At 68.5% G+C, this 26,824-nt stretch carries 24 protein-coding genes; 7 read left to right on the forward strand and 17 right to left on the reverse strand.

All coding sequences use genetic code 11. From position 1 onward, the window contains the following. Positions 1–7: 7 nt before the first annotated feature. From ppc to NA12_RS27100, 4 genes are all read right to left on the reverse strand, one after another. On the reverse strand, positions 8–2,779 hold the full coding sequence (ppc, locus tag NA12_RS27085) for a phosphoenolpyruvate carboxylase (protein WP_067457374.1): 2,772 nt from the start codon (positions 2,777–2,779) through the stop codon (positions 8–10). A gap of 66 nt (positions 2,780–2,845) precedes the next feature. Then, positions 2,846–3,268, reverse strand: coding sequence for a VOC family protein (locus tag NA12_RS27090; RefSeq protein ID WP_067457377.1), 423 nt, complete (start codon positions 3,266–3,268; stop codon positions 2,846–2,848). 67 nt (positions 3,269–3,335) lie between these two features. Then, the gene (locus tag NA12_RS27095) at positions 3,336–3,893 is read right to left on the reverse strand and encodes a sugar O-acetyltransferase (protein ID WP_067457380.1); all 558 of its coding nucleotides are present in this window, start codon (positions 3,891–3,893) and stop codon (positions 3,336–3,338) included. 40 nt (positions 3,894–3,933) lie between these two features. Beyond that, positions 3,934–5,001: an ABC transporter substrate-binding protein gene (locus NA12_RS27100; RefSeq protein ID WP_067457383.1), complete on the reverse strand. Its 1,068-nt coding sequence runs from the start codon at positions 4,999–5,001 to the stop codon at positions 3,934–3,936. Positions 5,002–5,085: 84 nt separating this feature from the next. On the opposite strand from NA12_RS27100, the gene NA12_RS27105 reads away from it, so the two are divergent. From NA12_RS27105 to NA12_RS27125, 5 genes are all read left to right on the forward strand, one after another. Beyond that, positions 5,086–6,117 carry a FecCD family ABC transporter permease gene (locus NA12_RS27105; protein ID WP_207905662.1) on the forward strand — a complete coding sequence of 344 codons (1,032 nt, stop codon included), beginning with the start codon at positions 5,086–5,088 and terminating at the stop codon, positions 6,115–6,117. Further along, the gene (locus NA12_RS27110; protein ID WP_067457388.1) at positions 6,114–7,196 is read left to right on the forward strand and encodes a FecCD family ABC transporter permease; all 1,083 of its coding nucleotides are present in this window, start codon (positions 6,114–6,116) and stop codon (positions 7,194–7,196) included. The genes NA12_RS27105 and NA12_RS27110 overlap by 4 nt, the downstream gene beginning before the upstream one ends. Continuing rightward, the gene (locus NA12_RS27115) at positions 7,196–7,996 is read left to right on the forward strand and encodes an ABC transporter ATP-binding protein (RefSeq protein WP_067457391.1); all 801 of its coding nucleotides are present in this window, start codon (positions 7,196–7,198) and stop codon (positions 7,994–7,996) included. Before NA12_RS27110 ends, NA12_RS27115 begins: the two co-directional genes overlap by 1 nt. Before the next feature lie 9 nt (positions 7,997–8,005). Beyond that, positions 8,006–8,647 carry a TetR/AcrR family transcriptional regulator gene (locus NA12_RS27120; RefSeq protein ID WP_067457394.1) on the forward strand — a complete coding sequence of 214 codons (642 nt, stop codon included), beginning with the start codon at positions 8,006–8,008 and terminating at the stop codon, positions 8,645–8,647. A gap of 79 nt (positions 8,648–8,726) precedes the next feature. After that, positions 8,727–10,109 (forward strand): lipase family protein, encoded by a 1,383-nt coding sequence (locus NA12_RS27125; RefSeq protein WP_067457397.1) that lies wholly within the window; start codon positions 8,727–8,729, stop codon positions 10,107–10,109. Between the two features lie 36 nt (positions 10,110–10,145). On the opposite strand, the gene NA12_RS27130 is transcribed toward NA12_RS27125, so the two are convergent. The 11 genes from NA12_RS27130 to NA12_RS27180 all read right to left on the reverse strand — a co-directional run bounded on the left by NA12_RS27130 (position 10,146) and on the right by NA12_RS27180 (position 22,931). Beyond that, positions 10,146–10,712 (reverse strand): GTP-binding protein, encoded by a 567-nt coding sequence (locus NA12_RS27130; RefSeq protein WP_132370259.1) that lies wholly within the window; start codon positions 10,710–10,712, stop codon positions 10,146–10,148. Positions 10,713–10,722: 10 nt separating this feature from the next. Then, complete coding sequence (locus NA12_RS27135) at positions 10,723–11,163, reverse strand: DUF742 domain-containing protein (protein WP_067457400.1); 441 nt, start codon at positions 11,161–11,163, stop codon at positions 10,723–10,725. Further along, complete coding sequence (locus NA12_RS27140; protein ID WP_067457403.1) at positions 11,160–11,588, reverse strand: roadblock/LC7 domain-containing protein; 429 nt, start codon at positions 11,586–11,588, stop codon at positions 11,160–11,162. Before NA12_RS27140 ends, NA12_RS27135 begins: the two co-directional genes overlap by 4 nt. A gap of 28 nt (positions 11,589–11,616) precedes the next feature. Next, a complete protein-coding gene (locus NA12_RS27145; RefSeq protein ID WP_243655114.1) occupies positions 11,617–14,235 on the reverse strand; it encodes a sensor histidine kinase in 2,619 nt (872 codons plus the stop codon). 379 nt (positions 14,236–14,614) lie between these two features. Further along, the gene (locus NA12_RS27150) at positions 14,615–15,640 is read right to left on the reverse strand and encodes a hypothetical protein (protein ID WP_067457409.1); all 1,026 of its coding nucleotides are present in this window, start codon (positions 15,638–15,640) and stop codon (positions 14,615–14,617) included. A 47-nt stretch (positions 15,641–15,687) separates the two neighbouring features. Beyond that, on the reverse strand, positions 15,688–16,188 hold the full coding sequence (locus NA12_RS27155; protein ID WP_067457412.1) for a hypothetical protein: 501 nt from the start codon (positions 16,186–16,188) through the stop codon (positions 15,688–15,690). Between the two features lie 26 nt (positions 16,189–16,214). Beyond that, positions 16,215–17,000, reverse strand: coding sequence for an alpha/beta hydrolase (locus NA12_RS27160; protein WP_243655115.1), 786 nt, complete (start codon positions 16,998–17,000; stop codon positions 16,215–16,217). Beyond that, positions 16,997–18,409, reverse strand: coding sequence for a TerD family protein (locus NA12_RS34900; protein WP_279388166.1), 1,413 nt, complete (start codon positions 18,407–18,409; stop codon positions 16,997–16,999). The genes NA12_RS27160 and NA12_RS34900 overlap by 4 nt, the downstream gene beginning before the upstream one ends. 153 nt (positions 18,410–18,562) lie before the next feature. Then, complete coding sequence (gene pheT, locus NA12_RS27170; RefSeq protein WP_067457418.1) at positions 18,563–21,064, reverse strand: phenylalanine--tRNA ligase subunit beta; 2,502 nt, start codon at positions 21,062–21,064, stop codon at positions 18,563–18,565. A gap of 19 nt (positions 21,065–21,083) precedes the next feature. Further along, positions 21,084–22,145, reverse strand: a complete 1,062-nt coding sequence (gene pheS / locus NA12_RS27175) for a phenylalanine--tRNA ligase subunit alpha (protein WP_067457595.1) — start codon at positions 22,143–22,145, stop codon at positions 21,084–21,086. A 213-nt stretch (positions 22,146–22,358) separates the two neighbouring features. Further along, entirely contained in the window at positions 22,359–22,931 is a 573-nt protein-coding gene (locus NA12_RS27180) for a Uma2 family endonuclease (protein WP_067457420.1), read from the reverse strand. A 487-nt stretch (positions 22,932–23,418) separates the two neighbouring features. Between NA12_RS27180 and NA12_RS27185 the strand changes: the two genes are divergently transcribed. Further along, positions 23,419–23,883 (forward strand): hypothetical protein, encoded by a 465-nt coding sequence (locus NA12_RS27185; RefSeq protein WP_067457425.1) that lies wholly within the window; start codon positions 23,419–23,421, stop codon positions 23,881–23,883. Here the strand turns inward: NA12_RS27185 and NA12_RS27190 are convergent. After that, entirely contained in the window at positions 23,868–25,301 is a 1,434-nt protein-coding gene (locus tag NA12_RS27190; RefSeq protein ID WP_067457428.1) for a DHA2 family efflux MFS transporter permease subunit, read from the reverse strand. The two genes, NA12_RS27185 and NA12_RS27190, sit on opposite strands and share 16 nt — an antisense overlap. A 102-nt stretch (positions 25,302–25,403) precedes the next feature. Here NA12_RS27190 and NA12_RS27195 point away from each other — a divergent pair, with 102 nt between their 5' ends. Continuing rightward, positions 25,404–25,976, forward strand: coding sequence for a TetR/AcrR family transcriptional regulator (locus NA12_RS27195; RefSeq protein ID WP_067457431.1), 573 nt, complete (start codon positions 25,404–25,406; stop codon positions 25,974–25,976). 40 nt (positions 25,977–26,016) lie between these two features. On the opposite strand, the gene NA12_RS27200 is transcribed toward NA12_RS27195, so the two are convergent. Continuing rightward, the gene (locus NA12_RS27200) at positions 26,017–26,814 is read right to left on the reverse strand and encodes a TrmH family RNA methyltransferase (protein WP_067457434.1); all 798 of its coding nucleotides are present in this window, start codon (positions 26,812–26,814) and stop codon (positions 26,017–26,019) included. Between the last annotated feature and the right edge of the window lie 10 nt (positions 26,815–26,824).

The following is a 26,824-nucleotide window of genomic DNA, read 5'->3' on the forward strand; positions in this document are numbered from 1 at the left end:
GTCGGCGCTACCCCGAGTTGCGCAGCGCGGTGGCCAGGCCGTTCATGGTGAGCAGGATGCCCCGCTTCACCAGTTCGGAATCGTCACCGCCGCGCAGCCGGGCCAGCAGGTCCACCTGGAGCTGGTTCAGCGGCTCCAGGTAGGGGAATCGGTTGTGGATCGACTCGGCCAGTGACGGATTGTCACTGAGCAACTCGGTGTGGCCGGTGACCGCCAGGTACATGCGGATGGTGCGGGCGTGTTCGTCGGCGATCATGGCGAAGATGTTCGCGCGCAGGGTTTCGTCGGTGACGAGCTCGGCGTAGCGGGCGGCGATGTCGAGGTCGCTCTTGGCCATCACCTGGGCCAGGTTCGACAGCACGGTGTTGAAGAACGGCCACCGCTGGTAGAGATCGGTGAGACGCGCGAGCCGGGCCGGATCGTCGCCGACCCACTGTTCGAGCGCGGTACCGGTGCCGTACCAGCCCGGCAACATGACCCTGGCCTGACTCCACGCCATCACCCAGGGGATGGCGCGCAGGTCCGAGACCGAATTGGTGGGTTTGCGGGAGGCGGGGCGGCTGCCGATGTTGAGGTCGCCGACCTCGGCGACCGGGGTGGATTCGCGGAAGTACTCGACGAAGCCCGGGGTGTCGTGCACCAGGTTCGCGTAGGCGGCGCGAGCGCGGGCGGCGAGGTCGTCGAGGAGTTCGTAGGCCGGTTCGGCCTCGTCGCCGAGCCCCTCCACGTCCAGCAGCGTCGACTCCAGGGTGCCCGCGATCAACGACTCCAGATTGCGATGCGCCGCACCGGATTCGGAGTATTTCGCGGCGATCACCTCGCCCTGCTCGGTCAATCGCAGCGAACCCCGCACCGCGCCCGCGGGCTGGGCCAGGATGGCGTCGTAGCTGCGGCCGCCGCCGCGACCCACGGTGCCGCCGCGACCGTGGAACAGCCGCAACCGGATGCCCGACTTCCCGGCCACCTCCACCAGGTCCAGCTCCGCGCGGTAGAGCGCCCAGTTCGCGGCGAGATACCCGCCGTCCTTGTTGGAGTCGGAGTAGCCGAGCATCACTTCCTGGCGCATGCCCGCCGCCTCGACCAACTCGCGATAGACCGGAACCTCCAGTACCGCGCCCAGCGTCGACGCACCGGCGCTGAGGTCCTCGATGGTTTCGAACAGCGGGACGATGCCGACCGGACAGCTCGGCGCGGTGTCGGCGGTGCCCGGATCCAGGATGCCCGCTTCCTTCAGCAGCAACGCCGCCTCCAGCATGTCGCTGACCGAGGTGCACATGCTGATGATGTAGTTCGGGATGGCGGCGGCGCCGAAGGTATCGATGACCTCCGCGGCGGCGCGCAGGACACCGAGCTCCTTGGTGGCGAGTTCGCTCAGCTGCGCGTTCGGCCCGAGAAGTGGTCGGCGCGTGCGCAACTCGGCCGCGAGCAGCTCCACCCGCTCGGCTTCGGGCAGACTCGGATAGTCCGGATGCACGCCCGCCCACGCCAGCAGTTCGGTCACCACCTGCTCGTGCACCTCGGAGTTCTGGCGCATGTCCAGGCCCTGCAGGTGGAAGCCGAAGGTCTCGATGGCGTGCCGCAGGGCGGCGAGCCGGTCGTCGGCGAGCAGTCCGTCGCCGCTGGCGCGCATCGACTCGTCGATGGCGTCGAGGTCGTCGAGGACCGATTGCGGCGTCGGATACGGCACGGCGTCCGCGTCGAGGCCGTGTTCGGGCAGTTCACCGAGCGCGAGCTCGGCGGTGGCACTGAGTCGGGCCCGAATCGCGTGCAGCGCACGGCGATACGGCTCGTCGGCGAACAGGCCGGGGTCGGGATAGCCCGCCGCCGCGAGTTCGGCGACCCGGGGTGTCACCTGGACCAGGCGGGCCGATTGCGACAGAGTCTTCTCGAGTTCGACCAGCTCGTCCAGGTAGCGGCCGAAGGCGTAAACGGCGGCCTGTTCGGCGGCGGTGTGCACGACTTCCGCGGTGACGAACGGGTTTCCGTCGCGGTCACCGCCGATCCACGAGCCGGGGCGCAGGATCGGGCGCGGCAGCAGGCCTTCGGCGGGCCAGCGCGTCCGCAACGCCGCGCGCACCTGCGCGTTGATCTCCGGGATCACGTCGTAGAGGGTGAGGTCGTAGTAGCGCAGGCCGACGGAGATCTCGTCCTGGATCCGCAAGCGCGCCAGTCGGATCAGCGCGGTACGCCACAGGGTGAGCACTTCGCGGCGGATCCGCAGTTCGGAGTCGTCGAGACCGGGCTCGCCGGGTTCGAGGCGGCGGCGAAGGCGCATCAGCTCGGTGATCTTGGACTGCACGTCGAAGACGGTGCGCCTGCGGGTCTCGGTCGGGTGCGCCGTGATCACCGGCGAGACGAGCGCGTCGGTGAGCAACTCGGCCACCACCGCGCCGTCGAGTCCGGCCGCGTCGAGCTTGTCGTAGGTGGCGGCCAGGGAGGATTCCTGCGGTGGCTCGCCCGCCGCGACGTGCACGGCGCGGCGTCGATCACGCTGGATGTCCTCGGCCAGGTTGGCCAGCAGCACGAAGTAGCTGAAGGCCCGGATCAACGGGATCGCGACCTCGGTGGGGGTGCCGTCGAGCATGTCGGCGACGGCGCTGCGCTCGACCTCCTCGCGGCGCACCCGGAACGCCTCGATGCGGACCCGCTCGATCAGGTCGAACACCTCGGGACCTTCGTGGTCGCGGATGGTGTCGCCCAGGATGCCGCCGAGGAAGCGGATATCCTCGCGCAGCGGCCGGGTGGCTTCGGGTTCCAGCTCGATTCGCGATTCGCCCATGATCGAACAGTATTGCCGTGAGCCCGCGGGCGCGACCCGACGCCGCGCCCGGCCCGCATGTCGCGCTCAGCCGTGGTGGCGGGCGGTGAAGCGGATCTGATTGCCCCACGGGTCGCGGAACGCGCAGTCGCGGCCGTATGGCTGGTTCACGATCTCCTGGGCGACTTGCGCCCCGGCGTCGCGGATACGGGTGAAGGTGGCGTCGATGTCGTCGGTGGCGAAGATGACGGTGGACTGGGCGCCGCTCTCGATGCGGGCCCGGGCGGCCGCCCGGTAGGCGGGGTCGGGCGCCATCTCCGGGACCTCGAGCACGAATTCCAGGTTCTTCTGCTCGACCGGACCGACCGTCAGCCAGCGCGCGTTGTCGCCGAACGGCATATCGGTGCGGACCTGCAGGCCGATCAGGTCGCGATAGAAGGTGAGAGCCTGGTCCTGATCGCCCACGAGCAGCATGACGTGGGTGAGCGCGAGATCTTCGCCGTGGCGCATCCGGTCTCCTTCGGTCGGCGGCGTCGACGATGCGCCGACGCCCGCGTGACCAGCGTAGCCAGCGAACCTAGAGTTGCCGGATCACCCGCGCCGGATTGCCCGCCGCGAACACCCGATCCGGCAGGTCGCGGGTCACCACACTCCCCGCGCCGACCACCACATCGTCACCGATGCTCACCCCGGGGCACACGATCACCCCGCCGCCGAACCAGGCATTGTTCCCGATCCGGATCGGTGCCGCCGATTCCCACCGCTGCCTGCGCTTTTCGTGATCCAGCATCGGGTGCAGCGCGGTGAGCAGCTGAGCGCGCGGCCCGATCGAACAGTCGTCACCGATGGTGATCGGCGCGCAGTCGAGCAGGATCGCGTCGTAGTTGAGGAAGCTGTTCGCCCCGATCTCGATCAGATAGCCGTAGTCACACTGGAACCGCGGCATGATCCACGAGCCCTGACCCAGCTTGCCGAGGAGATCGCCCAGCAACTCGGTGCGCCGCCCCGGCTCGTCGGGCCCGGTGCGATTGAACTCGTCGCACAACCGTTGCGCCCGTTGCCGTTCGGCCACCAGTTCCGGATCGTTGTCCCGATACAGTTCACCGGCCAGCATGCGCTGCTTCTGTTCGCCCACCCCGCCGAGTGTAGGGGCGGGCGAACAGGACGCGTCCGACCTACTTCGCCGGGTCGACGTCGAAGGTCTTCGCGATGTCGTCGAGGACCGAGTGGGCGCCGGTGAGACCGACCGAGGTCAGCCAGACCAGGTCGTCGACCGGAGTGACCTTGCCGCGCAATTGATTCCACAGCGGGTTGGCCGCGGCGGCGGACTTGCGCTGAGTGGCGGCGTCCTCGCCGTTGCTGGTAAGGAAGATGTAGTCGGCGTCGGCGTCGAGCAGACGCTCGGGGCTCAGCGTGATCGAGAAGTCGTTCTTCGGGTCGGTGGACTTGTCGGGCTGGTTCAGACCGGTGTCGGCGAAGATGTCACCGACGAAGCTCACCTGCTGCATCAGCCGGTCCTCCTTGGGCAGGAAGCGCAGCAGCGACACGGTCGGCGCGGTGCCGCCGTTCTTCGCCTTGATCGCCGCCCCGATCTTCGCGGCGCGGTCCTGGTAAGCCGCCAGTTTCGCCTTGGCCAGATTCTCCTTGTCGACCGCCTTGGCGAGCAGCAGGAGATTCTCCTTCCAGGTGGCGCCGGTGGTCTGGCTGAACACGACCGGCACGGTGTCCGAACCGAGCTTGATGCCCTTGAACTGCTCGTACTGCTTCTCGTGGCGCACCTTCGCCGAGACGATCAGATCCGGTCGGGCACCGGCCAGCTTCTCGATATCGGGGGTCTGCAGATTGCCGATGTTCACCGCCCGAGCGCCGCAGGTCTCGGCGGCCGCGCCGAGGAACGCGGGCAACCCCTCGCCCATGGACTGGTACGTCGTGTACGCGACCACTTCGGTGTTCAGCACCAGAGCCGCGTCGACGAAAGTCTGATCGAGAGCCGCGACCCGGACCGGCCGGGTGGTGATGGTGGCCGGGTCGACCACGGTGCCGACATCGGCGCCCGTCGCGTCCTTGACCGCCCCCTTCTCGATGGTGCGCGGGTAGGCACCGCCGTCGAGGTTGCTCGCGGTATCGCACTCGCTGCCCGCGGCGCCGGTGGTCGTCTTGTCCTGTCCACACGCGGACAGACTCAGGACGGCCGCGGCGACTACAGCGGCGGCGGCGAGCCGACGGCTCAGTGGGGTGTTCATCGATCTCTCCCGAATAGCTCAGAGTTCATTAGAGTTGCTAACATAGCGAAGCCTTACCTAATTACCAAGCTTCGAAGAGGGATAGTGCCTGCATCGCCGCCCGGAGCCGTGTTCGCCGACACGCGTGCTCGCCGGTTGCTACTCATCGCCGGACTACTGGCCGCGGTGCTCGCGACCGTGCTGCTCAGTTTGGCCATCGGCTCCAAATTCATTGCTCCCCTTGATGTTCTGCGAGCGCTCGGCGGCACGACCGAGACCGAGACCGGCGCCATCGTCAACGGTCTTCGCCTGCCGCGCACACTGCTCGGCGTCCTCGCGGGCCTCGCGCTCGGCATCGCGGGCGCGGTGATCCAGGGACACACCAGAAATCCCCTCGCCGACCCCGCGCTGCTCGGCATCACCCAGGGCGCGGCGCTCGGCATCGTCGCGGCGGTGATGGTCGGCGGCATCTCCACCCTGTTCGGTTATGTGTGGTTCGGCTTCGCCGGTGCGCTGATCGCGACCATCACCGTGTTCGTCATCGGCGCGACCGGCCGCGGCGGTCCAACGCCGGTGACCCTCGCCCTGGCCGGCGCGGCCGTCAGTTATCTGTTGCAGGGCCTGATCTCGGCGGTGGTGCTGTTCGACACCGACGTCACCGATATCTACCGATTCTGGAAGGCCGGTTCGCTGGTCGGGTCGAACCTCGACGTACTCGGCAAGGCCGCACCGTTCGTGCTCGTCGGGATCGTCCTCGCCCTGGCCAACACCTCCGCGCTCAACGCTCTCGGTCTCGGTGAGGACACCGCCCGCGCGCTGGGCCATCGCGTCCTGCTGGCGCGCACCGTCGGGGTGAGCTCGATCGTGCTGCTCACCGGTGCCGTGGTAGCGATCGCCGGGCCGCTGGGGTTCGTCGGTCTCGTCGTTCCGCACCTGGCGCGCGGCATCACCGGGCCCGACTACCGCTGGCTGGTCCCGGTCGCGGGGCTGCTCGGCGTGGTCATGGTGCTGGTCGCCGACATCGCCGGACGACTGGTTCTGGACAAGGGCGAACTTCCGGCGGGCATCATGCTCGCCCTGGTCGGTGTTCCGTTCTTCATCGTGTTGGTCCGACGCCGCAAGCTGGTGAGCATATGAGTACCGTCCGGGCGGTCCGGCTCGGGCCGGTGTCGTGGCAGCTGCGGCTACGCACGACCGCGATCCTGTCGATCGGACTCGGGATGCTCGCTGCCGCCGGCTGTGTCGCGCTGGCGCTGGGTACCTACACGATGCCCGACGGCGGGCCGGTCACGCCGTGGGACGTGCTCGCGGTGCTGACCGGGGGCGGCGACGAGGGCCTGGCCTATGTGGTGTGGGATCTGCGGCTGCCCCGGATTCTCACCGGCGCGCTGGTCGGCGCGGCGCTGGCGCTCTCGGGTGCGATCACGCAGGGCATTGCCCGAAACCCGTTGTCCAGTCCCGATATTCTCGGCGTCACAGCGGGTTCGAGTGTCGCCGCGGTCGCGGTGATCGCATTGTCGGGTAGCCGTGGCCAGATCAGCGGCGCCGCCGCCGAGATCGGGGTGCCGGTCGCGTCCATGCTCGGCGGATTGCTCTCCGCGCTCGGGGTTTTCGCGCTGGCCTGGCGCGGCGGCATCGAGGGCTACCGGCTCGTGCTCGTCGGGCTCGGCGCCGGCTCCCTGCTCTCCAGCGTGACCTTCTGGCTCCTCAGCGTCGGCGATGTGGACATCGCGACGCGGGCGGTGACCTGGCTCACCGGCAGCCTCAACGGCAGCGGCTGGATCCAGGTGACACCGGTGGCCATCGCCCTGGCTGTGCTCGTGCCGATCGTCGTCGGGGGCACCCACCTGCTCGGCGCGCTGCATTTCGGTGACGACACCGCCCGCTCCCTCGGCGTGCGACTCAACGCCGCCCGGCTGACGCTGCTGGTACTGGCCGTGTTGCTCGCCGGAGTGGCCACCGCCTCGGCCGGCGCCATCATCTTCATCGCGCTCGCCGTGCCCCAGGTGGCGCTGCGGCTCACCGGTTCGGCACAACCACCACTGCTGACCTCGGCGATACTCGGCGCGGCTTTCACCGTCACCGCCGACCTCGTGGCCCGCACGCTGCTGCCGTCGGGCGAACTGCCCGTCGGGGTGATCACCGCTGTCCTCGGCGCGCCCTATCTGATCTATCTGTTGATGCGGCGCAATCGCGTCGGGAAAGCGGGCGTGTGATGACCGTTCGACTGCGGGCCGACGAGCTCACCCTCGGCTACGGGCCGACGACCGTCGTCGACGGTCGGGATCTCGAGATCACCGGCAACACGATTACCGCGGTGATCGGGCCCAACGGGTGCGGCAAATCCACTCTGCTGCGCGCGATGGCCCGGCTGATGCGTCCCGCCGGTGGACAGGTTCAGCTGGACGGCAAGCGGATCGACCGCATGTCGACCAAGGAGGTGGCGCGCGTGCTCGGCATTCTGCCCCAATCACCGCTCGCCCCCGAAGGTCTCACCGTCAGCGACCTGGTCGCGCGCGGCAGGCACCCGCACCAGCGCTGGTACCGCCAGTGGTCCGACGACGACGAAGCCGCCATCACCGAGGCGCTGACCTGGACCGACATGGTCGCGTTCGCCGATCGCTCACTCGACGAGCTGTCCGGCGGACAGCGCCAGCGCGCGTGGATCTCGATGGCGTTGGCCCAGCACACCGATCTGCTCCTGCTCGACGAGCCGACCACCTTCCTCGACCTCGCCCACCAGATCGAGGTTCTCGACCTGGTCCGGCGCCTGCACGCCGAAGCGGGCCGGACGGTGGTGATGGTGCTGCACGACCTGAACCTCGCCGCGCGGTACGCGCACCGACTGGTCGCGATGCGCGCGGGCCGGGTGATCGCCGCCGGGACGCCCGCCGAGGTTCTCACCGAGGAGGTGGTGGCGCAGGTGTTCGGGCTGCGCGCGATGGTGATCGAGGACCCGGTCACCGGCACTCCGCTGGTGGTCCCGATCGGAGGCGTCGACGTCGCGACCTCGTAGGGTCATGGGGTGGCATCTGGGCGGACTCGACACAACTACACCGGCACCTCGGTCGCGCAACGACAGGTCGAGCGCCGAGCGCTGTTCATCGACGCGGGACTGACCGTGTTCGCGGAGAAGTCCTACGCCAATAGTTCGCTGACGGATGTGTGCGCGGTCGCGGGTCTGTCGCGTCGGCAGTTCTACGAACAGTTCGCCGGGCGCGAGGAACTACTCGTCGCGGTGTACGACTCCGTGCAGGACAAGGCCGGAGCCGCGGTGGCCCAAGCCCTGGCGGCGACGACCTCCGACGACCTGGGCACGATCGTCGAGGCTGCGGTGCGGGCGTACACGACGGCGATCACCGACGACATCCGGTGCGCCAAAGTCGCTTTCGTCGACATCGTCGGGGTGAGCCCCGAGCTCGAGTCGTATCGGGCACAGGTCAGGGATCGGTGGGGGGAAGTGGTCACCGCGATCGCCGCCGGGCGCGACGGGGTGCGGATACCGCCCGGCGGTTGGCGGGTGCCGATGGCGGCGTTCATCGGGGCTGTGAACGGCGCGGTGCACCAGTGGAGCCTGGACGAGCCGCGCCCACCCGTCGACGAGCTGGTCGAGGTCTTCTCCACCATCCTGAACAGCCTGATCTCAGCGGCGTCCCCGGACGCGTGATTGCGATCTACGCCACACCCATGTCATAGTTGCCTCCATTGAGACGATGGCGTCTCAATTCCTGTGAGGACTGTGCGCGATGAGATCTCCCTTCGTTCTGCGATGGTTTGCCCTTGCCACCGGTGTGCTCGCGGCGGCGGCTCTGATGGCCGCCGGACCGGTCGCGGCCGAGCCGCCGATAACGCCCCCGCCCGCGATTCCGCTTCCGCCCGAATGGGATCCGGGCTTCTATCTGCCGCCGGCGGACGTGGTCGCCGCGACCGCGCCGGGTGCGATCATCGCGGTCCGGCAGGTGCGCATCGCCGATTTCGGTCTGCTGCCGATCGATGTCGACGCGTGGCAAGTGTCGTATCGCTCCAACAACAGCCGTGACGAGGCGATCCCGGCGGTCGCCACCCTGATCAAGCCGCGCGGGCAGGCACCGGCACCGCGCAAGCTGCTGTCGGTACAGCTGGCCGAGGACTCGACCGCGGGCTACTGCGCTCCTTCCTATGCGCTGCAACACCTTTCGGTGTCGGCGGTCGCGGGCCAGATCGTGGTGCCCGCCGAGTTCCTGTTCGCGCAGGCCGCGCTGTCACAGGGCTGGGCCGTGGTCGTTCCGGACCATCAGGGCCCGGACTCGGCCTACGCGGCCGGGCCGCTGGCGGGCCGGATCACCCTCGACGGCATTCGGGCCGCGACCAACTTCGCCCCGCTCGAGGCGGGACCGACCGCGCCGGTGGGGCTCTACGGCTACTCCGGCGGTTCCATCGCGACCGGTCACGCCGCCGAACTGCGCAGCAGCTACGCGCCCGAACTGAATATCGTCGGCGCGGCAGAGGGCGGAGTCGGCGCCGATCTCGGTGCCGCGTTGAGCATGGCCAACAATCAGTTGACCTCGGGTCTGGTGTTCGCCGCCGTGCTCGGTCTCACCCGTGAGTACCCCGATTTCGCGGCCTACCTCGACGAGCGGCTCGACCCGCTCGGCAAAGCCCTGGTCGCAGTCAAGTCGCCGCTGTGCGTGCAATATCAGTCGGCGCTGCTGCCGTTGCTGAATCTGACCGGCATGATCGGCTCCGACGGCAACCCGCTCGACGATCCACCGGTCGCGGCGATGCTCGACGACACCCGCATGGGCAAATCCGTTCCCGACATGCCGTTGTTCGTGTGGCATTCCGCGTGGGACGAGATCCTGCCCCTCGCCGCCACCGACACCCTGGTCGACACCTACTGCCGCGATCCCCGCACGTCGCTGACCTACACCCGCGACCATGCCAGCGAACACATCGTCGCGGAGGTGGTCGGTGGTCCGGCCGCACTGCTGTGGCTGCGCGACCGCCTCGACGGCGTCCCGGCGCCCACCGGCTGCACCACCTCCGACGCCGGCACCATGGCCGCCGTTCCCGGCGCCCTCGAATTCCTCGGCGACTCGCTCGCCGCGAAGTTCGCGACCCTGTTCGGCATGCCGCTCGGCAGTCGCTGAGTCACCCCGCTCCACGCCGACGCATCGGGGGGTAGCTCAGCTCACCTCCCGATGTCGGGGTCGGACGCGGTGCAGCAGGACCTGTTCGAGCAGCGCGACCAGGACATCGCGCACCGAGTCGCGGTCGCGGGCGTCGCAGTCCAGCACCGGGATCCAGTCGTCGAGGCCGAGCGCTTCGCGGACTTCGCCGAGGTCGAAGCGGGTGGCGTCGGCGAAGCGGTTCACCACCACGACGAAGGGCGTGTGGTGTTCTTCGAAGTAGTCCAGCACGGGATAGCAGTCTTCGACGCGGCCGGTGTCGACGACGATCACCGCGCCGAGCGCGCCGTCGACCAGGTCGTCCCAGAGGAACACGAAGCGGTCCTGGCCGGGAGTGCCGAAGAGATACAGGATCAGGGAACGGTCGAGGGTGATCCGGCCGAAATCCAAAGCCACTGTGGTCGCCGTCTTCTCGGCACGACGACCGGGATCGTCGATACCGACGGAAACCTCGGTCATCGAAGCCTCGGTAACCAGTGGCTCGATTTCGGAGATGGCGCCGATGAAAGTGGTCTTACCGACGCCGAAGCCGCCGCTGACCACGATCTTCACCGAAGACGGCATAGCTGGTGCCTCAGAGTGCGCGGACAAGATCACGAATCCTCTCGATGGCGGCGCTCGACAGTTCCGGCGCGTCACGGACGGTCACATGCCCCGCCGCCGCCAGATCGCTGACGATCACCTTGGCGATGCCGATCGGAACCCGCAGGGCGGCACCGATTTCGGCGATGGAATGCGGCGTCGAACACAGCCGCACCACAGTGCGCTCCTCGAACCGCAGCGGCGCCGACAGCGCGGACGGCGGGGCTTGGACGAGGGTTTCGATGCGTAGCCCGTCCAGCACCGGGATGGTGCGACCACCGGTGACCACGAACGGACGTACGAAGCGGTCGTCGACATCGTCGTGGTCGGTGGGAGTCACCGGCACCGGCGGAACCGGATCACGCCATCTCGGCGGCTGGTTCATCGGGATCATGCGCGGGTCGGGCAACCGCGGAAGATCGAAATCTCTCATCTGCGCAACGACTCTCGCAATTCGCTGATCAACAACGGGTCGAGCAGCCTCGTGGCGCGTTCGGCGAGCACCGCCATCTCGTAGCCGACCAGGCCCACATCGCAACCGCCGTCGGCGATCACGCCGAGGCAGCTGCCCTCGCCCAGCGCCGACACCAGCAGGAAGCCGCGCTTCATCTCGATCATGATCAGTTCGAGGCCATCGAAATCGTAACTGCGCGAAGCACTTCGGGCGAGACTGGACAGTCCCGACACCATCGCGGCGAGCCGGTCGGCGCCGGTGCGGTCGAGGCCGTCCGACATCGCGATCAGCAGCCCGTCGGACGAGACGGCGACGGTGTCGCGCACACCGTCGGTGTCGCGGACGAAGTTGGCGAGCAGCCAGTTGAAGGTGTGTGGATCGGCGGTCGGTAGGTGGGTGGTCACCGGGTCTCCTGAGGTCTGGTCCGATCGGTCAGCGGTGGGGATCGACTGGGGTGCGAGGGGATTCGGCCGCGCCGCCGCGTTCGTGGCCGGTGCGGAACGAGGTGAGTGTGCCGCGGGCCCGATCGGGGGTCCGCGCGATGGCAGGCGGCCGATCCGGCTGGACGGCCGGATCGCGACGGGGCCGCTCCGGCGCACCGGTGATCTTGGCGCGCTTGCTGCGTTTGACCAGGCCGTTGCGGGTGCGTTCGACGGCCGGGGACTGCACGTACGCCGGTTCACGCAAGGGCGCTACCGCCGAGCCGTTGTGTCCTCGGGCCGACCCCTCCGGGAGTTCCGGGCCCGCCACGCCGTCGTGGTTCGCGGCGGACATACCGTTGCGGACAGCTCCCGGATGCGCGGAATCGGCTGAACTGCTGAGAAACTGCGTGTAGGCGGAACCGGTGGACGGCAGGCTCACCGGCTCCCGAGCACTGCCGTCGACGTCGCCGCCCGATTCCGGGATTCGGCGCTGCCGCGACCGCCCGTCGGTATCGGTCCGCGACGCCGAGCCGATCGCCACCCCGGCGCGTGCGGGGGCGAGCGCGTGTCCCACGGCGATCACCGCGCCGACGGAGGCGGCGGTGCCCGTTGCCGGACCGGCCGGATCCTGGCCGGCGGGGTCATGGACGACGCCCTCGCGCGGATCCATTGTCCGCCCGGCCTTTCCATCGGCGAGCAGAGACGGCGGAAGGAGCAGGCGGGCCACGATGCCGCTGACCGGTGACGTGTTCAGTTCCACGTCGATGCCGAGACGACCCGCCAGCCGACCGACCACGTAGTGGCCCAGATAGCGGGTCGAGGCGACAATGAAGTCCTGGTCGCCGCGCAACCGGGCATTGGCCTCGGCGAGCCGCTCGGCGGGCATCCCGACGCCGTGATCGACGACGGCGAGCAGGTAACCGCCCGCCACCTTGCGGCCGTACACCTCGACCTCGAGATCGGGGGGCGAGAAGGCCAGCCCGTTCTCGATGAGTTCGGCCAGGATGTGCGCCAGTTCGCTGACAACGGCGCCGGTCACCGCGATGTCGTCGATCCGGCGCAACACCACCCGCCGGTAGTCGTCGACCTCGGACAGCCCGGCCCGGATCACATCGGTGAGCGCGATCGGTTCGGCCCACCGGCGCGGACTCGCCTCGCCGACGAGCACCAGCAGACTTTCGGCGTTGCGCCGCATGCGGGTGGCCAGATGGTCGAGTTCGAACAGGTTCGACAATGCCTTCGGGTCGAGCTCCTCGCGTTCGAACTCGCTGATCAGACCCAACTGACGACGCACCAGGTTCTGATTGCGGCGAGCCAGATTGGCCATCGATTCGGTGGTGTTGCGCCGCACCAGAGCCTGCTCGGAGGCGAGGTCGAACGCGGTGGTCTGCACCCGATCCAGCGCGTGGGCGACGGCGGCGATCTCGACGCTCGCCCCGACGGGGGTGCGCACCGGGGTGGGTCGGTCCGGGTGGGCGTCGGCGCCACTGTGCCACGCCGCGATCACCTCGGGCAGTCGCACCGAGGCGACATCGTCGGCCTCGGTGGCCAGCCGCGCCAGCGGGCGAACAATGGCCCTGACACCGGCGATGACCAGTGCGAACTCGACGGCGACGGCTACCAGTGCGGCCAGGGCGAAGGCGGCCAGCATCAGCGCGGCATCGCGGCGCAGTTTCGCCGCCCGTGCGCCGATGTCGTCGCCGATCACCTGCTGGACGGTCCGCTGCTCGTCGATGACCGCGGTCATCTGCGCCCACCACTGCGCCGAGTCGATCTGCTCCACCAGCGGCCCCAGCGTCGAGGCGATCGCGATGTTCTCCGATTCGGTTGCCCTGGTGGCATTCTCACCGGCCAGCACCGCGTCCAGACGAGCCTGCTGGGCGGGCGTCGCGTCGCGGGAGAAGGCGGTGAGCGCGGCATCGCGGGCGGCGCGGATATCGAGGAACCGCACGTACTCCCCCGGCGCGAACTCCCCGGCGGCGAAGACGCCGTTGAGGAAGCCGCGTTCGCGGGCCGCGAATTCCTTGGCATCGCCGAGGGCGTACAGCGCTTGCAAACCGTGCCGCACGGCCGGGTCACGCGCCTGGTCCAGACCGAGCCAGAGACGGTTGAGCGCGTCGATCCCGTCGGTGTAGAACTGGAACGCCGCCTGCCGGGTGACAGTGCGATTGTCGACCTGGGCGCGGATCGCGGGCAGCCCCGCCAGATGGCCCAGCGCCGAGCGCACCTCCCCCGCACCGGGCGGGTCACCCGCGACCGTGTTCGCTACGGCGCGCAGGGCCGCGTCGGTACCCGCGCGCTGGTCGGTGACAGGTTGGCGCAGCCGCTGATCGCCGCCGAGCAGACCGTTGCTCAGCCCGCGCTCGCGCTGCACCTGCTGCACGAGATCCTGCGCGGCCAGCGCCACCGCCACGGCATCCACCGTCTCCCCACTGCGGCGGTAGGCACTGACCTGCGTCGACATGGTCAGCCCGAGCAGCGCGAGCACCAGTACCAGCGACACCGCCGAGATCCTGGCGAGCTGACCGGAGATCGTGCGCGGCCGGATCAGCCCGGCGCCCACCATCCGCGCTCGGGCTCCCCCGTCCGATCGGGTTCCGGCCGACTTCGGCCGGGAACGTGCGCGCACACCTACTCCTTTGCAATACCGCCGCGATGTCGTGCGCGGTGGCCACGGAAAGTCAGGTGCAAATGTGCACTCCGCGCTGTGCGCGGTCAATGCGGAACGGTGTAAAGGAGGACTTCGTGCACTGATCTCAACATGCCGGAAATTTAGCGGGCTTTGTGTAGCCGAATGCTCACAGTCACGCCGGCGGCGAGTTGGCCGACCGGATCACTGCCGGATACATACAGGTCACCAATTGACGTGACCCACAACACATTCGGATCGGCCGATCACGAAGCGCAATTCGAATGCTCGACATCACTACCAATCGCGGCATTGTCACGCAAATCGAGAAGAGAATTCGTATCGATCGATTCGCGCTCTCGAAAAGGTACTCGCGGAATTACTCCCCGCCGAGAATTCCCAGCACCTGATCGGAGTAGAAGAACGGCTCGAGACGTTCCCTGATCAGTCCCGCCAGCACCCCGTTGCGCTTGGCCGACTCGATGACGGCGGGGCCGTAACGCAGGATCTCGGCGCTGATGTCGTCGGCGTCGAGGCCGAGTTCGGGCAGCATCGCCGAGAGCGTGTGGTCGCTGTACCTGGTGTAGAAGACCTGGACACACTCGCGCACGAGCAGGCCGAAGTACTCCTTCTCCCTGGTCGTCACCGCGATCTCGTAGCAGATCTGCACCAGCTCGTTGAGGTCCTTCTGCGTGAGGTATTCACGCAGGCCGGCGACGGGTTCGTCGGCGTGCAGGTCCCAGAATTCCATCGCCGCCGAATGCACGGGCGCGTCGCGCAGCATGTCGCGGATCGCGTTGTTGGTCCGCTTGAGCGCGAACAACGCGCCCTTGCCCGCGAGATCACCGACGAAGGTGCTGTCGGCCGCGACCTTCTTGGCCCGGTTGGCGGCGGACTGCCCCAGCGACATCAGCGAGGAGACGCCCGGAATCTTCTCGGCACGTTCGCGATTGGCCTGCACGAAATCGCCGACCAGTTTGTCGACGAACCGCGAGGCCACCGTCGCGACGAGCGGGCTCTCGGTGAGCCGGTCCAGGATCCGCTCCTGGGCCTGGTGCATGCCGAAGATCTTCTCCAGCAACGCTTCCACCGGTTCGCGGTCGACCACGTCGCCGAGGGTGTACTCGGTGTTCGACGCGATGTGGTCGTAGATGGCGTCGGAGAAGATTCCGACGGTATCGGCGATCACCGGGCTGCCGCCGATGCGGTCGAACACGGTGGCCACCGTCTGCTCGCCCTGTTCCAGGGAGACCACGTCACCGAACCGGATCGTCTCGCCGACAGCCAGCACGGCGGCCACGTCACGGGCGATCACCTCGGCGAACCGTTCACCGGTCACCTCGGCGAGCAGGAACTCCACCTGCGCGTCGAGCAGTCGGTCGGCGATCTGGCGCGCCTGCGTCATGTCTGTGTCCACCCATCACGGTCGCTGCTGGCGGGAGGACGCGTTGGCTACCTGTCGCCGGAATCGTTGCCCTGCACCGATTTCCGGATCTGGTCCAACCGCTCGCGCGCGGCCCTTTCCCGCGCCTCCCATTGTTCGTCGACGCTGCGGCCCGCGGGAGTCTGCCGGTCGAGCTCGTCCATTCCCCGCGCGGCGCCGAAACGCTGCTCGACCCTATCCCGAACCGAGTCGAATGTCGGAACTCCGGAACTGGAATACCCGCCGGTGGCGGTGGGTGCGCCGGTCCCCGGCAGCCCGGACGGTACCGGCGGTACCGGTATCGCGCCTGCGACCTGCCCGGATGCGCTGGGCACGATATCAGCGTCGATGACAGTCGTGTCCAGAGTCACAGGCGATCCAGCATCGGCATGACCGATCTCGGCTTGGGCCAGGGCAGCGGCGACCGCGCCGAGTCCGGGACGCGCGGCGACCGCGGCACGCAGTACCGACACCAGCTCGTCGTCGGGCAGCGCGGCCAAGCGGCCGAGGATCTCGCTCGTTTCGCTCATACCGCCAGGCTACGCAGAATCGGCGATCATCGATGCGGACCGATCGGCGGCGTGATCGGGGCCGCCCACTCGGCGATGATCTTCGGCCAACGGGCGCCGAGGGTGTCGATCACGTCGTTGTGCCCCGCGCCGGGGATCACGATCAGCTGCTTGGGTTCGCGCGCCGCCGCGTACAGACGTTCGGCGTGGCGCAGTGGGAGGAGTTCGTCACGATCGCCGTGCATCATCAGGACCGGGACGCGCAGGTTCGCGATGTGGCGCAGACTCGGATACGCGTTCGGGATCAGCGGTGGAGGCAGGAACGGGTAGACCGACCGGGCGGCGGCGCGCATCGTGGCGAAGGTCGACATGAGGATCATCCCCGCGGGCGGATACTCGCCCGCCAGTTCGAGCAATACCCCGCCGCCGAGCGATTTGCCCAGGTAGTAGATCCGATCGGGGTCGACCTCTGGTTGCTCGAGCAGGGCCTGGCGGGCGGCTCTGGCGTCGAGGTAGGTGCCCTGTTCACTCGGGGTGCCCGCGCTGTGGCCGAAGCCGCGGTAGTCGAAGGCGAGCACATCGAAGCCGGCTTCGACCAGTAGCGCGATGATCGAGACACGGTCACCGATGGTTCCCGCGTTGCCGTGCGCGTAGAGGATGTGACCGCGTGAGCTCTCGGCGGGCACGAACCAGCCGTGCACGTCGAGTCCGTCGGCGGTGCGCATGGTCAGCTCGCGGTAGTCCAGGCCCAGCGCCGCGGGCGTTTGGGCGAGGTGCTTGTCGGGGTGGTAGACCAACGCGTTGAGCACGCGCGTCGCGGGATGCCGGATCATTTGCCGCGGCCTGCCTGGAACCCGAAGTCCCAGTTGTACAGACGGGCGATCTCCACCACGCCACCGCCTGGTTGACCGACAGGCGGGCGGACGAAGGTGCCCTCGCGGCGCACCACGAACTCACCGTTGACGTTCTCCAGCGCGAACAACACCGCGTCGCGAGAGTTGTCGGTGCAACCGTCGAGAGTCAGCTCGATGGGCGCGGAGTTCACCGTATTCAGGGTGACGGTGGCGTGCACATTGCGGAAATCGCTGGCACCGTCGTAGATCGAGGCGAACACCAGGACGCGGCGGATGAACTGGGTGTAGTCGAGATTGACCGACAGGTTCTCGCCGGTGATGCTGGCGCCGGTGCGGTCGTCCTGGTCGAGGTGGATGAACGGTGGTTCGTAGAGGGCGCCGAAGCGGCGATCCATGGCGCGCACGGAACCGATGGCGCCGTTGACCAGTTCGAAGAAGCAGCACAGGTCGAGGTCGATGTTCTTGCCGCGGAGTTTGCCGAAGAGGCGGCCCGTGGCGGCCATCGAGGTCCAGTTGAGGTTCACCCGCAGGACGCCGCCGGTGGCACCGTGTTTTGTCAGCGAGACCGACGGGGCTTCCTTGGTGAGCGAGACCTTGGCGAGGTTGACCGGGGGTGGCGGGGACGGGGCGAACTGCGGGTGCTGCGGGGCCGGGCTTCCGGGCTGGTTCGGCGGCGGCGCGTACTGCGGCTGCTGCTGATTCGGCGGGAACGCGGGGGTCGGCGGGGTCGGCGGCGGAATGTGGGGCCGGGTCGGCTGAGGTGCGGGGGTGAACGGCTGTGTAGGCGGAGCGTACGACTGTTGCGGGGTCGACTGGCCCGAGGCGAATGGTTGTGGAGGCACGGGAGGCTCGGGAGGCGCAGGAGGCGCGGGAGAATCGTCGACAGAGATGCCGAAATCGGTAGCGAGCCCGGCCAATCCGCTGTCGTAGCCCTGGCCGACCGCCCGGAACTTCCACCCTCCCTGGCGGCGGTACAGCTCACCGAGCACGAACGCGGTTTCCGTGGTCGCTCCGGTGCTGTCGAAACGCGCGACCTCGCCGCCGTTCGCGGTGTCGATCACCCGGATGTAGAGCCCATGGAACTGACCGAAGGTCCCCCCGTCGGCGGACGCGGCGAGCACGATCGTCGCGATCTGCGGCTCGACCTGCGCGAGATTCACCGACAGCGCGTCGACCACGGTGTGGCCCTGCTGTTTTCCTTCGTGCCGCACCGCCCCGGAGGGATGCACGGCCTGGTTGTAGAACACGAAGTCGTCATCGGAGCGCACCTTCGCCCCGGCGAGCAACAGCGCGGACGCGTCGGCATCGGGCACACCCTGCCCCGACTGCCAACCCAATTCGACGCGGACCGCGGAGGCAGGCACCGCGACATTGGCGCCTTTCATCATCGACACACCGTCCAACCTATCCCGCCCCCGTGCCTAGCCCAACCGGTTGCCTCCTACTCCCTTCCGACACGCCACGGTCGGTGTGCCGCACCGACCACACACGACGAAGGCCGCCCGGTGTCACCGGACGGCCTTGGGGTGTCGTGTCGAGGATCAGGCGCGCAGTTCGGCGCCGACCGCGGTGGTGGCCGAGGCGACGGCGGCGTCGCGAGCGGCGCTGGCCTCGTCTTCGGTGAGGGTGCGGTCGGGGGCGCGGAAGCGCAGCGCGTAGGTGAGGGATTTGCGGCCCTCACCTGCTTGCGCGCCCTCGTAGACGTCGAACAGGGCGATGCTCTCGAGCAGGTCGCCCCCGCCCGTGCGGAGCGCGGTTTCCACCTGCGCGGCCGGGACCGTCTTCTCGACACTGATCGACACGTCCTGCAGGACCGCCGGGAACGCCGAGATAGTCGGCGCGGGCAGCGATCCGCTCAGCGGAAGGGCATCGAGGTCCACCTCCAGCGCGCAGGTACGCGGCGGCAGACCGGCGCGTTCCAGCACAGCGGGGTGGAGTTCACCCGCATGACCGACGACCACACCGTCGACGAGCAGTTGCGCGCAACGACCGGGGTGCCACGGCAGGTAGGCCGCGGCCCGGCGTTCGATGACGACACCCGCCGCGTCGGCGATGTCGTCGACCAGTGCGAAGGCATCGGCGGCCTCGGCCGGACGGCCGGGACCCCACGGCCCGCGCGGGTCGTGTTTACCGCTGAGCACCGCGACGACCTGCACCGGCTGGGCCGGCAGCGAGGCTTTGAGCTCGGCGATCTGCTCGTCGGTGGGACGACGGTCCACCGGCAGCGCCTCGACCGCGTGGGTGCGCGCGCCGGGCCGCACCACCTGGGCGATGCCGTAGATGATCAGATCGCGCGCACCGCGAGAGATGTTGCGCGCGGCCACTTCCAGCAGGCCCGGCAGCAGGGTGCTCGCCAGTTCGGGGCGATCACTGTCGAGGGGGTTCAGCACGCGCGTGGTGTTGCGACGCGGGTCGTCGGCGTCCAGACCCCAGACCTCGAACACACCACCGGGCAGGAAGGCCGGCGGCGGCACCTCGACGGCACCGGCGAAAGCCAGCGCCCGACTCACCGCACGACGACGCTGCTGCTGCGCGGTCAGCCCGCGGCCACCGGGCGCGGTCGGCAGCACGGACGGGATCTGCTCGAGGCCCTCCAGCCGCAGGACCTCTTCCACCAGGTCAGCGGACTGCGAGAGGTCGGGGCGCCAGCTCGGCGGGGTCACCAGCAACTGGGTCTTGCCCGCGTCGTTGACCTCGATCTCGACGCCGGCGCCGATCTGGGCGAGCCTGCGCACGGACGTGCCCGCCGGGTAGGTGACGCCGGCGACGCGGTCGGGCAGCTCGATGTCCATCGCGATCGGCGCGGCGGGCTCCAGGGGCACCCGGATGTCGGTGAGCGCGGATTCGATGGTGCCGCTGGTGATCTCGGCGAGCAGGGTGGCGGCGCGGTCGAGCGCGACGATGTTGATCTCGGGATCGACGACGCGTTCGTAGCGCTTGCCCGCCTCCGAGGAGAGCTTGTGCCTGCGCGAGGTCCGATACACCCGCAGCGGATTCCAGGTAGCCGCTTCCAGCACCACATCGGTGGTTTCCGCGCCGACCTCGGTGCTCGCGCCGCCCATGACGCCCGCCAGGGAGATGACGCCGGAATCGTCGACGATCACCACATCTTCGGCGTCGAGGGTGCGCTCGGTGTCGTCGAGGGTGCGCAGGGTCTCGCCCTTGTGCGCCGAGCGAACGACCAGGCCGCCGTGCAGCTTCGCCGCGTCGAAGGCGTGCAGCGGCTGACCGAGTTCGAGCATCACGTAGTTGGTGACATCGACCGCCGGGGAGATCGGGCGCATGCCCGACAGCATCAGCCTGCGCTGCAGCCACAACGGGCTCACCGCGTTCGGGTTCATCCCGGTGACGCGGCGCACGCCGAAGCGGGTGCAGTCCGAATCGTCGTCCAGGCGTACCGACCAGGCCTGCGCGTCGGTCTCCGGCAGCGTGCGCACGGCCGGGTCGGCGTACTCGAGGTCGAACCCACAGGCCAGCTCGCGGGCCAGCCCACGCACCGAGAAGCAGTAGCCGCGATCGGGGGTGATGTTGAGTTCGATGATCGTGTCGTCGGTGCCCAACAGCACGTTCGCGTCGTCGCCGGGCTGCGCGGAACCGGGCTCGAGCACCAGGATGCCGTCGTGATCCTTGCCGATGCCGAGTTCGGCGACCGAGCAGATCATGCCGTGGGAGGTGTGGCCGTAGGTCTTGCGCGAGGAGATCGTGAACCCGCCGGGCAGCTCACCGCCCGGCAGCACGACCACGACGAGGTCCCCGACCGCGAAATTGCGTGCGCCACAAACGATTTCCTGCAACTCGGGGTTGCCGACGTCGACCTTGCAGAAGCGGATCGGCTTCTTGAACTCGGTGAGTTCGGTGATCTCGGCGACCCGACCGACCACCAGCGGCTTGTCGATACTGCCGCCGATCGGCTCGAGCTTGTCGACCTCTTCGACTTCCAGACCCACCCGGACGAAGCCGGCGTCGAGCTCTTCCGCCGACACCGACCACTCGGGGGTGGTGCGCTGCAGGATCTCGGTCAGCCAGGACTGTGCTACTCGCACTTGACGTTTCGCTCTCTCTCTAAGACCGGATACCGAAGGGCAGGGTGAATCGCACATCGCCCTCGACGATGTCGCGCATGTCGGCGATGGTGGTCTGGAACTGCAGGGTGCGCTCCATGCCCATGCCGAAGGCGAACCCGGAATACACCTCGGGATCGATGCCGCTGGCGATCAGGACCTTCGGGTTGACCATGCCGCAGCCGCCCCACTCGATCCAGCCCGCGCCGCCCTTCTTGTTCGGGAACCACACGTCGACCTCGGCCGACGGTTCGGTGAAGGGGAAGTAGTTGGGGCGCATGCGCGTACGGGTCTCGGGGCCGAACATGGCCTGCGCGAACGCGTCGAGGACGCCGCGCAGGTGCGCCATGGTCAGGCCCTTGTCGATCGCCAGACCCTCCACCTGGGAGAACACCGGGGTATGGGTGGCGTCGAGCTCATCGGTGCGGAAGGTACGACCGGGGCAGGCGACATAGATCGGCACCTCGCGCTCCAGCATGGACCGCACCTGCACCGGGGAGGTGTGCGTGCGCAGCACCTGGCGCGAACCCTCCGGGGCGATGTGGAAGGTGTCCTGCATGGTGCGCGCCGGGTGATCGGGCAGGAAGTTCAGCGCGTCGAAGTTGAAGTGCTCGGTCTCCACCTCGGGACCCTCGGCGACCTCCCAGCCCATGCCGACGAAGAAGTCGGCGATCTGCTCGGAGATGACCGTGATCGGGTGCCGGGCGCCCACGGGCCGACGGCGAGCGGGCAGCGTGACGTCGATCTTCTCGGAGATCAGCACAGCCTGATCCCGCTCCGCCAGGAGCGCGGCACGGCGCGCCTCGAACGCGTCCGAGACCCGCTTGCGCGCGACGTTGACCCGCTTACCGGCCTCGGCCTTCTCCTCCTTGGGAACACTGCCCAACCCACGCTGCGCGAGCGCGATCGGCGACTTACCGCCGATGAAGTCGGTCTTGGCGACCGCCAGCGCATCCAGATCGGCCGCCGCGGCAAACGCCTTCTCGGCCTCCGCCGCCGCTGCCGCGAGTGCCTCCTCGGTCAAAGAGGCGTTCTGCTCGACTCCACTGTTGTCGTCGGCCACGATCTTCTCGACTCTCCCCTGGGGATCGGTTCGCGGGCGCGTCATTGCCATCCCGCATCGGTGCTGCGTAAATCCTATGGGATCGGGTTCACGCGATTCATCCGGATTACTCGCGGGGGAATCGACGCTGGTCGACAGGGTCGTTATGCGGACCGACCAGTCCAGGTCAGCGTGAGGATCGACAGCGTCTCGGCGCGGTCGATCCGCACGCGATCACCGGTCGTAGCGAGGCAGACAGGCGGTATCGAGCGACACCGCCAGCGGTGCGAGCAGGACGATCGGATCGCCGTACACACCCTCGATCAACTCGGCGTAGCCGCCCGAAGCGGGCCCCGCGAACAACGCCCACCGTCCGACTCGAGGGTCGACGACCAATAGCGCGCGCACGCCCGCCGCGGCGTACCAGCCGTTCTTCCCGGTGATCTGGGCCGCCCGTTCCGACCGCGAGATCACCTCGACGGCGAGTTCGACATCGCGCGGGTCGGCCAGCCAGTCGTCGTCGGTGTCCCAGCTATCAGGGAGCAGGACCAGGTCGGGCGTGCAGTAGTCGTCTACGTCATCGGGCATCGCGATCGAGGTGACCTCGTACGCCGCCAGCCCGGTAGGCATCGAGGCCTCCAACTGCTGACGCAAGCGGCGGATAGATCCCGCGTGTTTTCCACGCGGGGTCGGTGACATCACGAGCGCCCCTCCCAGAATCTCGACGCGCAGGCCGGTAGCGCGTTCGATCTCCTCGGCGACCTCACGGAGGTTGCCAGGTCGGGGATGCATCGCGGGAAGGCTCATGCGGTCGCTCCATTCATGCGGACTGCCGTGGTCAACGATACCGCGAACCGATCGCGCCGATGATCGACAGCACATCGGCCGTCCGTCTTCCCCCGCGGCCTGCCTGCCGCTGCTATCCGGCGCTGGGCCGGCGTGCCAGGGGGGCAAGCGGGACTGGTTGTGTCCGAGAACGCCCGATTCGCAGAGCAATCGGAAGAATTTCGGGGAACGAGGGAACCGATCGGGATCGGGGCGCGTCCATATGAGCAAACACACCAGCGTGTTCGACTCGAGAACAGGATGACTCGATGGCTGAACAGACTTGCGATCCGGCGTCACCGCGGGGGCGGCGTGTTCGGGCTACCGCCGCGGGGAGCGGGCTCGCGTTGTGTGGCTTCGGGATTCGGCCGAGCGGGCGCCGGTCGCGCGCTCGTGCGGCGGGGTTGTGCGCGCACCGGCCCGAACAGCAAACCGCCTCCGACCAGGGGCAGCACCCGGACAGTGTCGGATGACAGGGGATGGCGACGGTCCGGTCACCGGGGCCGCTGAACTGTCGTTCGTTCGATTCCAGGCCGCGCGACCCGATCGGCACGGTCGATTTCCCGGCGTCTTCGGTTTGGTGAACGGGCTATGGGCCGCAGGGCATTTGAGTGCTCGCGAGGTCCGATTCCGACGGGCCGGCAACGACTGGTTCGACGAGAATCTGACGAATCCGAGTGACGTGATCCCGGATGTGTACGACCGGGCGTTGTATCCGGGCGCCGCCTCGTGGTTCAAGTCGAGCGCGGTCCCGATCATCGAGCGAGTCGAGGGATATCTCGCGATTCTCGATGCGCACGCGGTGGAGTGGCAGCGGCTGGACTCCACCGCGCCGGGCGAGATCATCTACGACGACGCCGAGCAGGTGGTCGTCGTGCCGTCGCGCGACAACCACCTGCTCCGGGTACCGATCAGCCGCTATCGCGCGGGCTGAGTGCGCCGGGGCAGGAAAACGGCCACCACCGCGGCGCAGGCGACCAGGGCGGCGCCGACCCACACCGCGGGGACGAGGCCGTCCACATAGGACTGAGGGTCGGTGTAGGACCCGTGCGAGGCGAATACCGAGGCCAGCACGGCGATGCCCATGGCCACGCCCACTTCGCGAACGGTACTGCTGATGCCCGATGCCATGCCCTGGTCAGCGGGGGAAGCGCTGGCCATGACGATGGTGGACGAGGGTGCGAAGGTCAGGCCCATGCCGATACCGCCGAGGACGAAGGGAGCGACGAAGGCGAGATACTGGACGTCGGCGCTGGTGATCATCGCCATCCAGGCCAGGGAGACGGCCAGGCAGAGCTGGCCGACCGCGATGAGGGTGCGGGCGCCGACGCGGTCGACGATCAGGCCGGCCAGCGGTGCGACGACCATCGGGACCATCGTCCACGGCATCGTGCGTATGCCCGACTCCAGCGGCGAGTAGCCCTGGACCACCTGGAAGAACTGGGCGAGCAGGAAGATCGAACCGAAAACGCCCGCCGAGAAGCCGAAGGACACGATGAAGCTGAGGCTCAGGCCGCGGGACTCGAACAGGCGCAGGGGGAGCATCGGGTCGGCGACGTAGGACTCCCAGACGATGAACGCGACGAGCAGCACGGCGCCGCCGATCAGCGCGGTGAGCACCCGCGGCGCGGTCCAGCCGTCATCGGCACCATGGATGACACCCCACACCAGCGCGAGAACACCACCGGCCGAGAGCAGTACGCCCAGGTAGTCGAGTTTCCTCGCGGCACCGGTTGATTCGGCGAGCATCCGGGCCGCGAAGGGCAGCGCCACCAGGCCGATGGGCACATTGAGCCAGAAGATCCACTGCCAGTTCAGACCGTCGACCACCGCACCGCCGACAACCGGGCCGACCGCGACGCCGAGGCCCGCGATGCCACCCCAGATGCCGATGGCGGCGCTGCGCATCTTCGCGGGCACCGCCGCGGCGAGCAGCGTGAGCGACAACGGCATCACGGCCGCGCCACCGACACCCTGCACCGCGCGCGCCGCGATGAGCATCCACGGTTCGGTGGCCAGCGCGCAGGCCGCGGAGGCGACGACGAAGATCGCGATCCCGGCGAGGAAAACACGGCGACGGCCGATCCGGTCACCCAGCGCGGAGGCCGACAGCAGCAGGGCCGCGAAGGACAGTGTGTAGGCGTTGATGAACCACTGCAGGTCCGACAGTGACGCGCCCAGTTCGGTTTTGATCACCGGCAGCGCGTTCGTCACGACCAGGTTGTCCAACGTGACCATGAACATCGGAATGCCGACGGCGGCGATGACCGCGCCGAGCGGCTTGGCCTTCACCCCGGAGTTCGGGGGCGCATCGGCGGCTCGCGCGTCGCCGGATTCGAGTGTCTGCGTCATGTCCAGCCTTTAGTTGTTATTGACTGATAACTTCGACACTCATCGTTATGCATCGACTGATAACATGTCAAGAGGAAATCGATCGAGGAGGCAGTGACGCCGATGACCAGAACCCGGATGACCGCGTCAGAGCGCAGCGCGCAGGTGCTGGAGGCCGCGATCCGCGCGTTCGCCGAAACTGGTTACGCCGCAACGAAAACCGATGAGATCGCCAGAATCGCCGGGGTTTCGCAGCCGTATGTGATTCGGCTGTTCGGCACCAAGCAGCAGCTGTTCCTCGCCTGCCTGATCGAAGTGTGCACCCGCATCGAACAGGTGTTCCGGGATGCCGACATCGCCCCCGGCGCCGACACCTCGGAAGCACTGCGCGCCCTCGGACAGGGGTACGACGTCTTCCTGGCCGAGCGTGAACTCCCCCTCGTCCTGCTCCACGGCGCCGCCGCCAGCGCTGATCCGGTGATCGGTGATCACATGCGGGAACGATTCGGCCGGATGTATCGCCTGATCGGCGAACTCACCGGCGCGGACACCCTTCAAGCACGCCGCTTCGTCGCGACCGGCATGCTGCTCACGATCATGACCGCGATGCAGGTCGCGGGCAGCGATGCGATCGAACTCCCCTGGGCCACCGAAATCCTCACCGACCTGCGCAGCGCCACCACCCCCTCGTGCTGACCGGTCCGCGCGGGAAGGCCCGCGTGTGGGTCTCGCCGCCTTATCTCGCGTGCTGGACGCGAGCACTCGCATAGAGGCAGATAGCCGCTGCCGCGGCCAGATTCAGGCTCTCGGCGCGGCCGTGGATGGGGATGCGGATGCGATGATCGGCACGCGCGGCCACGGCGGCGTCGAGGCCGTGTGCCTCGTTGCCGAAGAGCCAGGCGACCGGTCCGCGCAGGATGTCGTCGGCGTCGTCGAGATCGACTTCGCCGTTGGCGGCGGTCGCGAGGATCGTCACGCCCGCGGCGGAGATCGCGTCGAGAGTCGCGGCGATATCGCGGCCGCGGGCCACGGGGACGTGGAACAGGCTGCCCGCGCTGGCGCGCACGCATTTGCCGTTGTGCGGGTCGACGGTCTCGCCCGCCAGCACCACACCGTCGGCGCCGACCGCGTCGGCGACCCGGATCAGGGTGCCCGCGTTGCCGGGTTCGGCGATCTCGACGGGAACGGCGAGCATCCGCGGACCACGATCGAGAATCTCACCGAGCGGCACGTCGACGAGTTCGCACACGGCGACCAAGCCCGGCGCGGTGACGGTCTCGCCGAGGTGTTCGGCGGCCCGATCGCTGACCAGGGTGGTGCGGACGCCGTCGGCGGTGGCACCGGCGATCAGCGCGTTCTCACGCGCGGCGGCCGCGAGCGAATAGAAGATCTCCCGGACACGGCCGGTCTCCAGGGCGGCGGACACCGCGTTGGCGCCCTCGGCGAGGAACAGCCCGGACTTGCGGCGCTGGGCCGCGCGCTGGAGCTTGACAGCGGAAACGACCCGCGGATTGCGCTCGGAGAGCGCGTCCACGGGTCGTTCC

The sequence above is a fragment of the Nocardia alba NBRC 108234 genome (assembly GCF_001612665.1).
GTDB classification, from domain to species: Bacteria; Actinomycetota; Actinomycetes; order Mycobacteriales; family Mycobacteriaceae; genus Nocardia; species Nocardia alba.

Coding starts and splice junctions, on each gene's coding strand:
- ppc (WP_067457374.1), bottom strand. CDS start 2,779: ATGGGCGAATCGCGAATCGAGCTGGAACCCGAAGCCACCCGGCCGCTG.
- NA12_RS27090 (WP_067457377.1), bottom strand. CDS start 3,268: ATGCGCCACGGCGAAGATCTCGCGCTCACCCACGTCATGCTGCTCGTG.
- NA12_RS27100 (WP_067457383.1), bottom strand. CDS start 5,001: ATGAACACCCCACTGAGCCGTCGGCTCGCCGCCGCCGCTGTAGTCGCC.
- NA12_RS27110 (WP_067457388.1), top strand. CDS start 6,114: ATGAGTACCGTCCGGGCGGTCCGGCTCGGGCCGGTGTCGTGGCAGCTG.
- NA12_RS27115 (WP_067457391.1), top strand. CDS start 7,196: ATGACCGTTCGACTGCGGGCCGACGAGCTCACCCTCGGCTACGGGCCG.
- NA12_RS27125 (WP_067457397.1), top strand. CDS start 8,727: ATGAGATCTCCCTTCGTTCTGCGATGGTTTGCCCTTGCCACCGGTGTG.
- NA12_RS27130 (WP_132370259.1), bottom strand. CDS start 10,712: ATGCCGTCTTCGGTGAAGATCGTGGTCAGCGGCGGCTTCGGCGTCGGT.
- NA12_RS27135 (WP_067457400.1), bottom strand. CDS start 11,163: ATGAGAGATTTCGATCTTCCGCGGTTGCCCGACCCGCGCATGATCCCG.
- NA12_RS27150 (WP_067457409.1), bottom strand. CDS start 15,640: ATGACGCAGGCGCGCCAGATCGCCGACCGACTGCTCGACGCGCAGGTG.
- NA12_RS27155 (WP_067457412.1), bottom strand. CDS start 16,188: ATGAGCGAAACGAGCGAGATCCTCGGCCGCTTGGCCGCGCTGCCCGAC.
- NA12_RS27160 (WP_243655115.1), bottom strand. CDS start 17,000: ATGATCCGGCATCCCGCGACGCGCGTGCTCAACGCGTTGGTCTACCAC.
- NA12_RS34900 (WP_279388166.1), bottom strand. CDS start 18,409: ATGATGAAAGGCGCCAATGTCGCGGTGCCTGCCTCCGCGGTCCGCGTC.
- NA12_RS27180 (WP_067457420.1), bottom strand. CDS start 22,931: ATGAGCCTTCCCGCGATGCATCCCCGACCTGGCAACCTCCGTGAGGTC.
- NA12_RS27185 (WP_067457425.1), top strand. CDS start 23,419: ATGACAGGGGATGGCGACGGTCCGGTCACCGGGGCCGCTGAACTGTCG.
- NA12_RS27190 (WP_067457428.1), bottom strand. CDS start 25,301: ATGACGCAGACACTCGAATCCGGCGACGCGCGAGCCGCCGATGCGCCC.
- NA12_RS27195 (WP_067457431.1), top strand. CDS start 25,404: ATGACCAGAACCCGGATGACCGCGTCAGAGCGCAGCGCGCAGGTGCTG.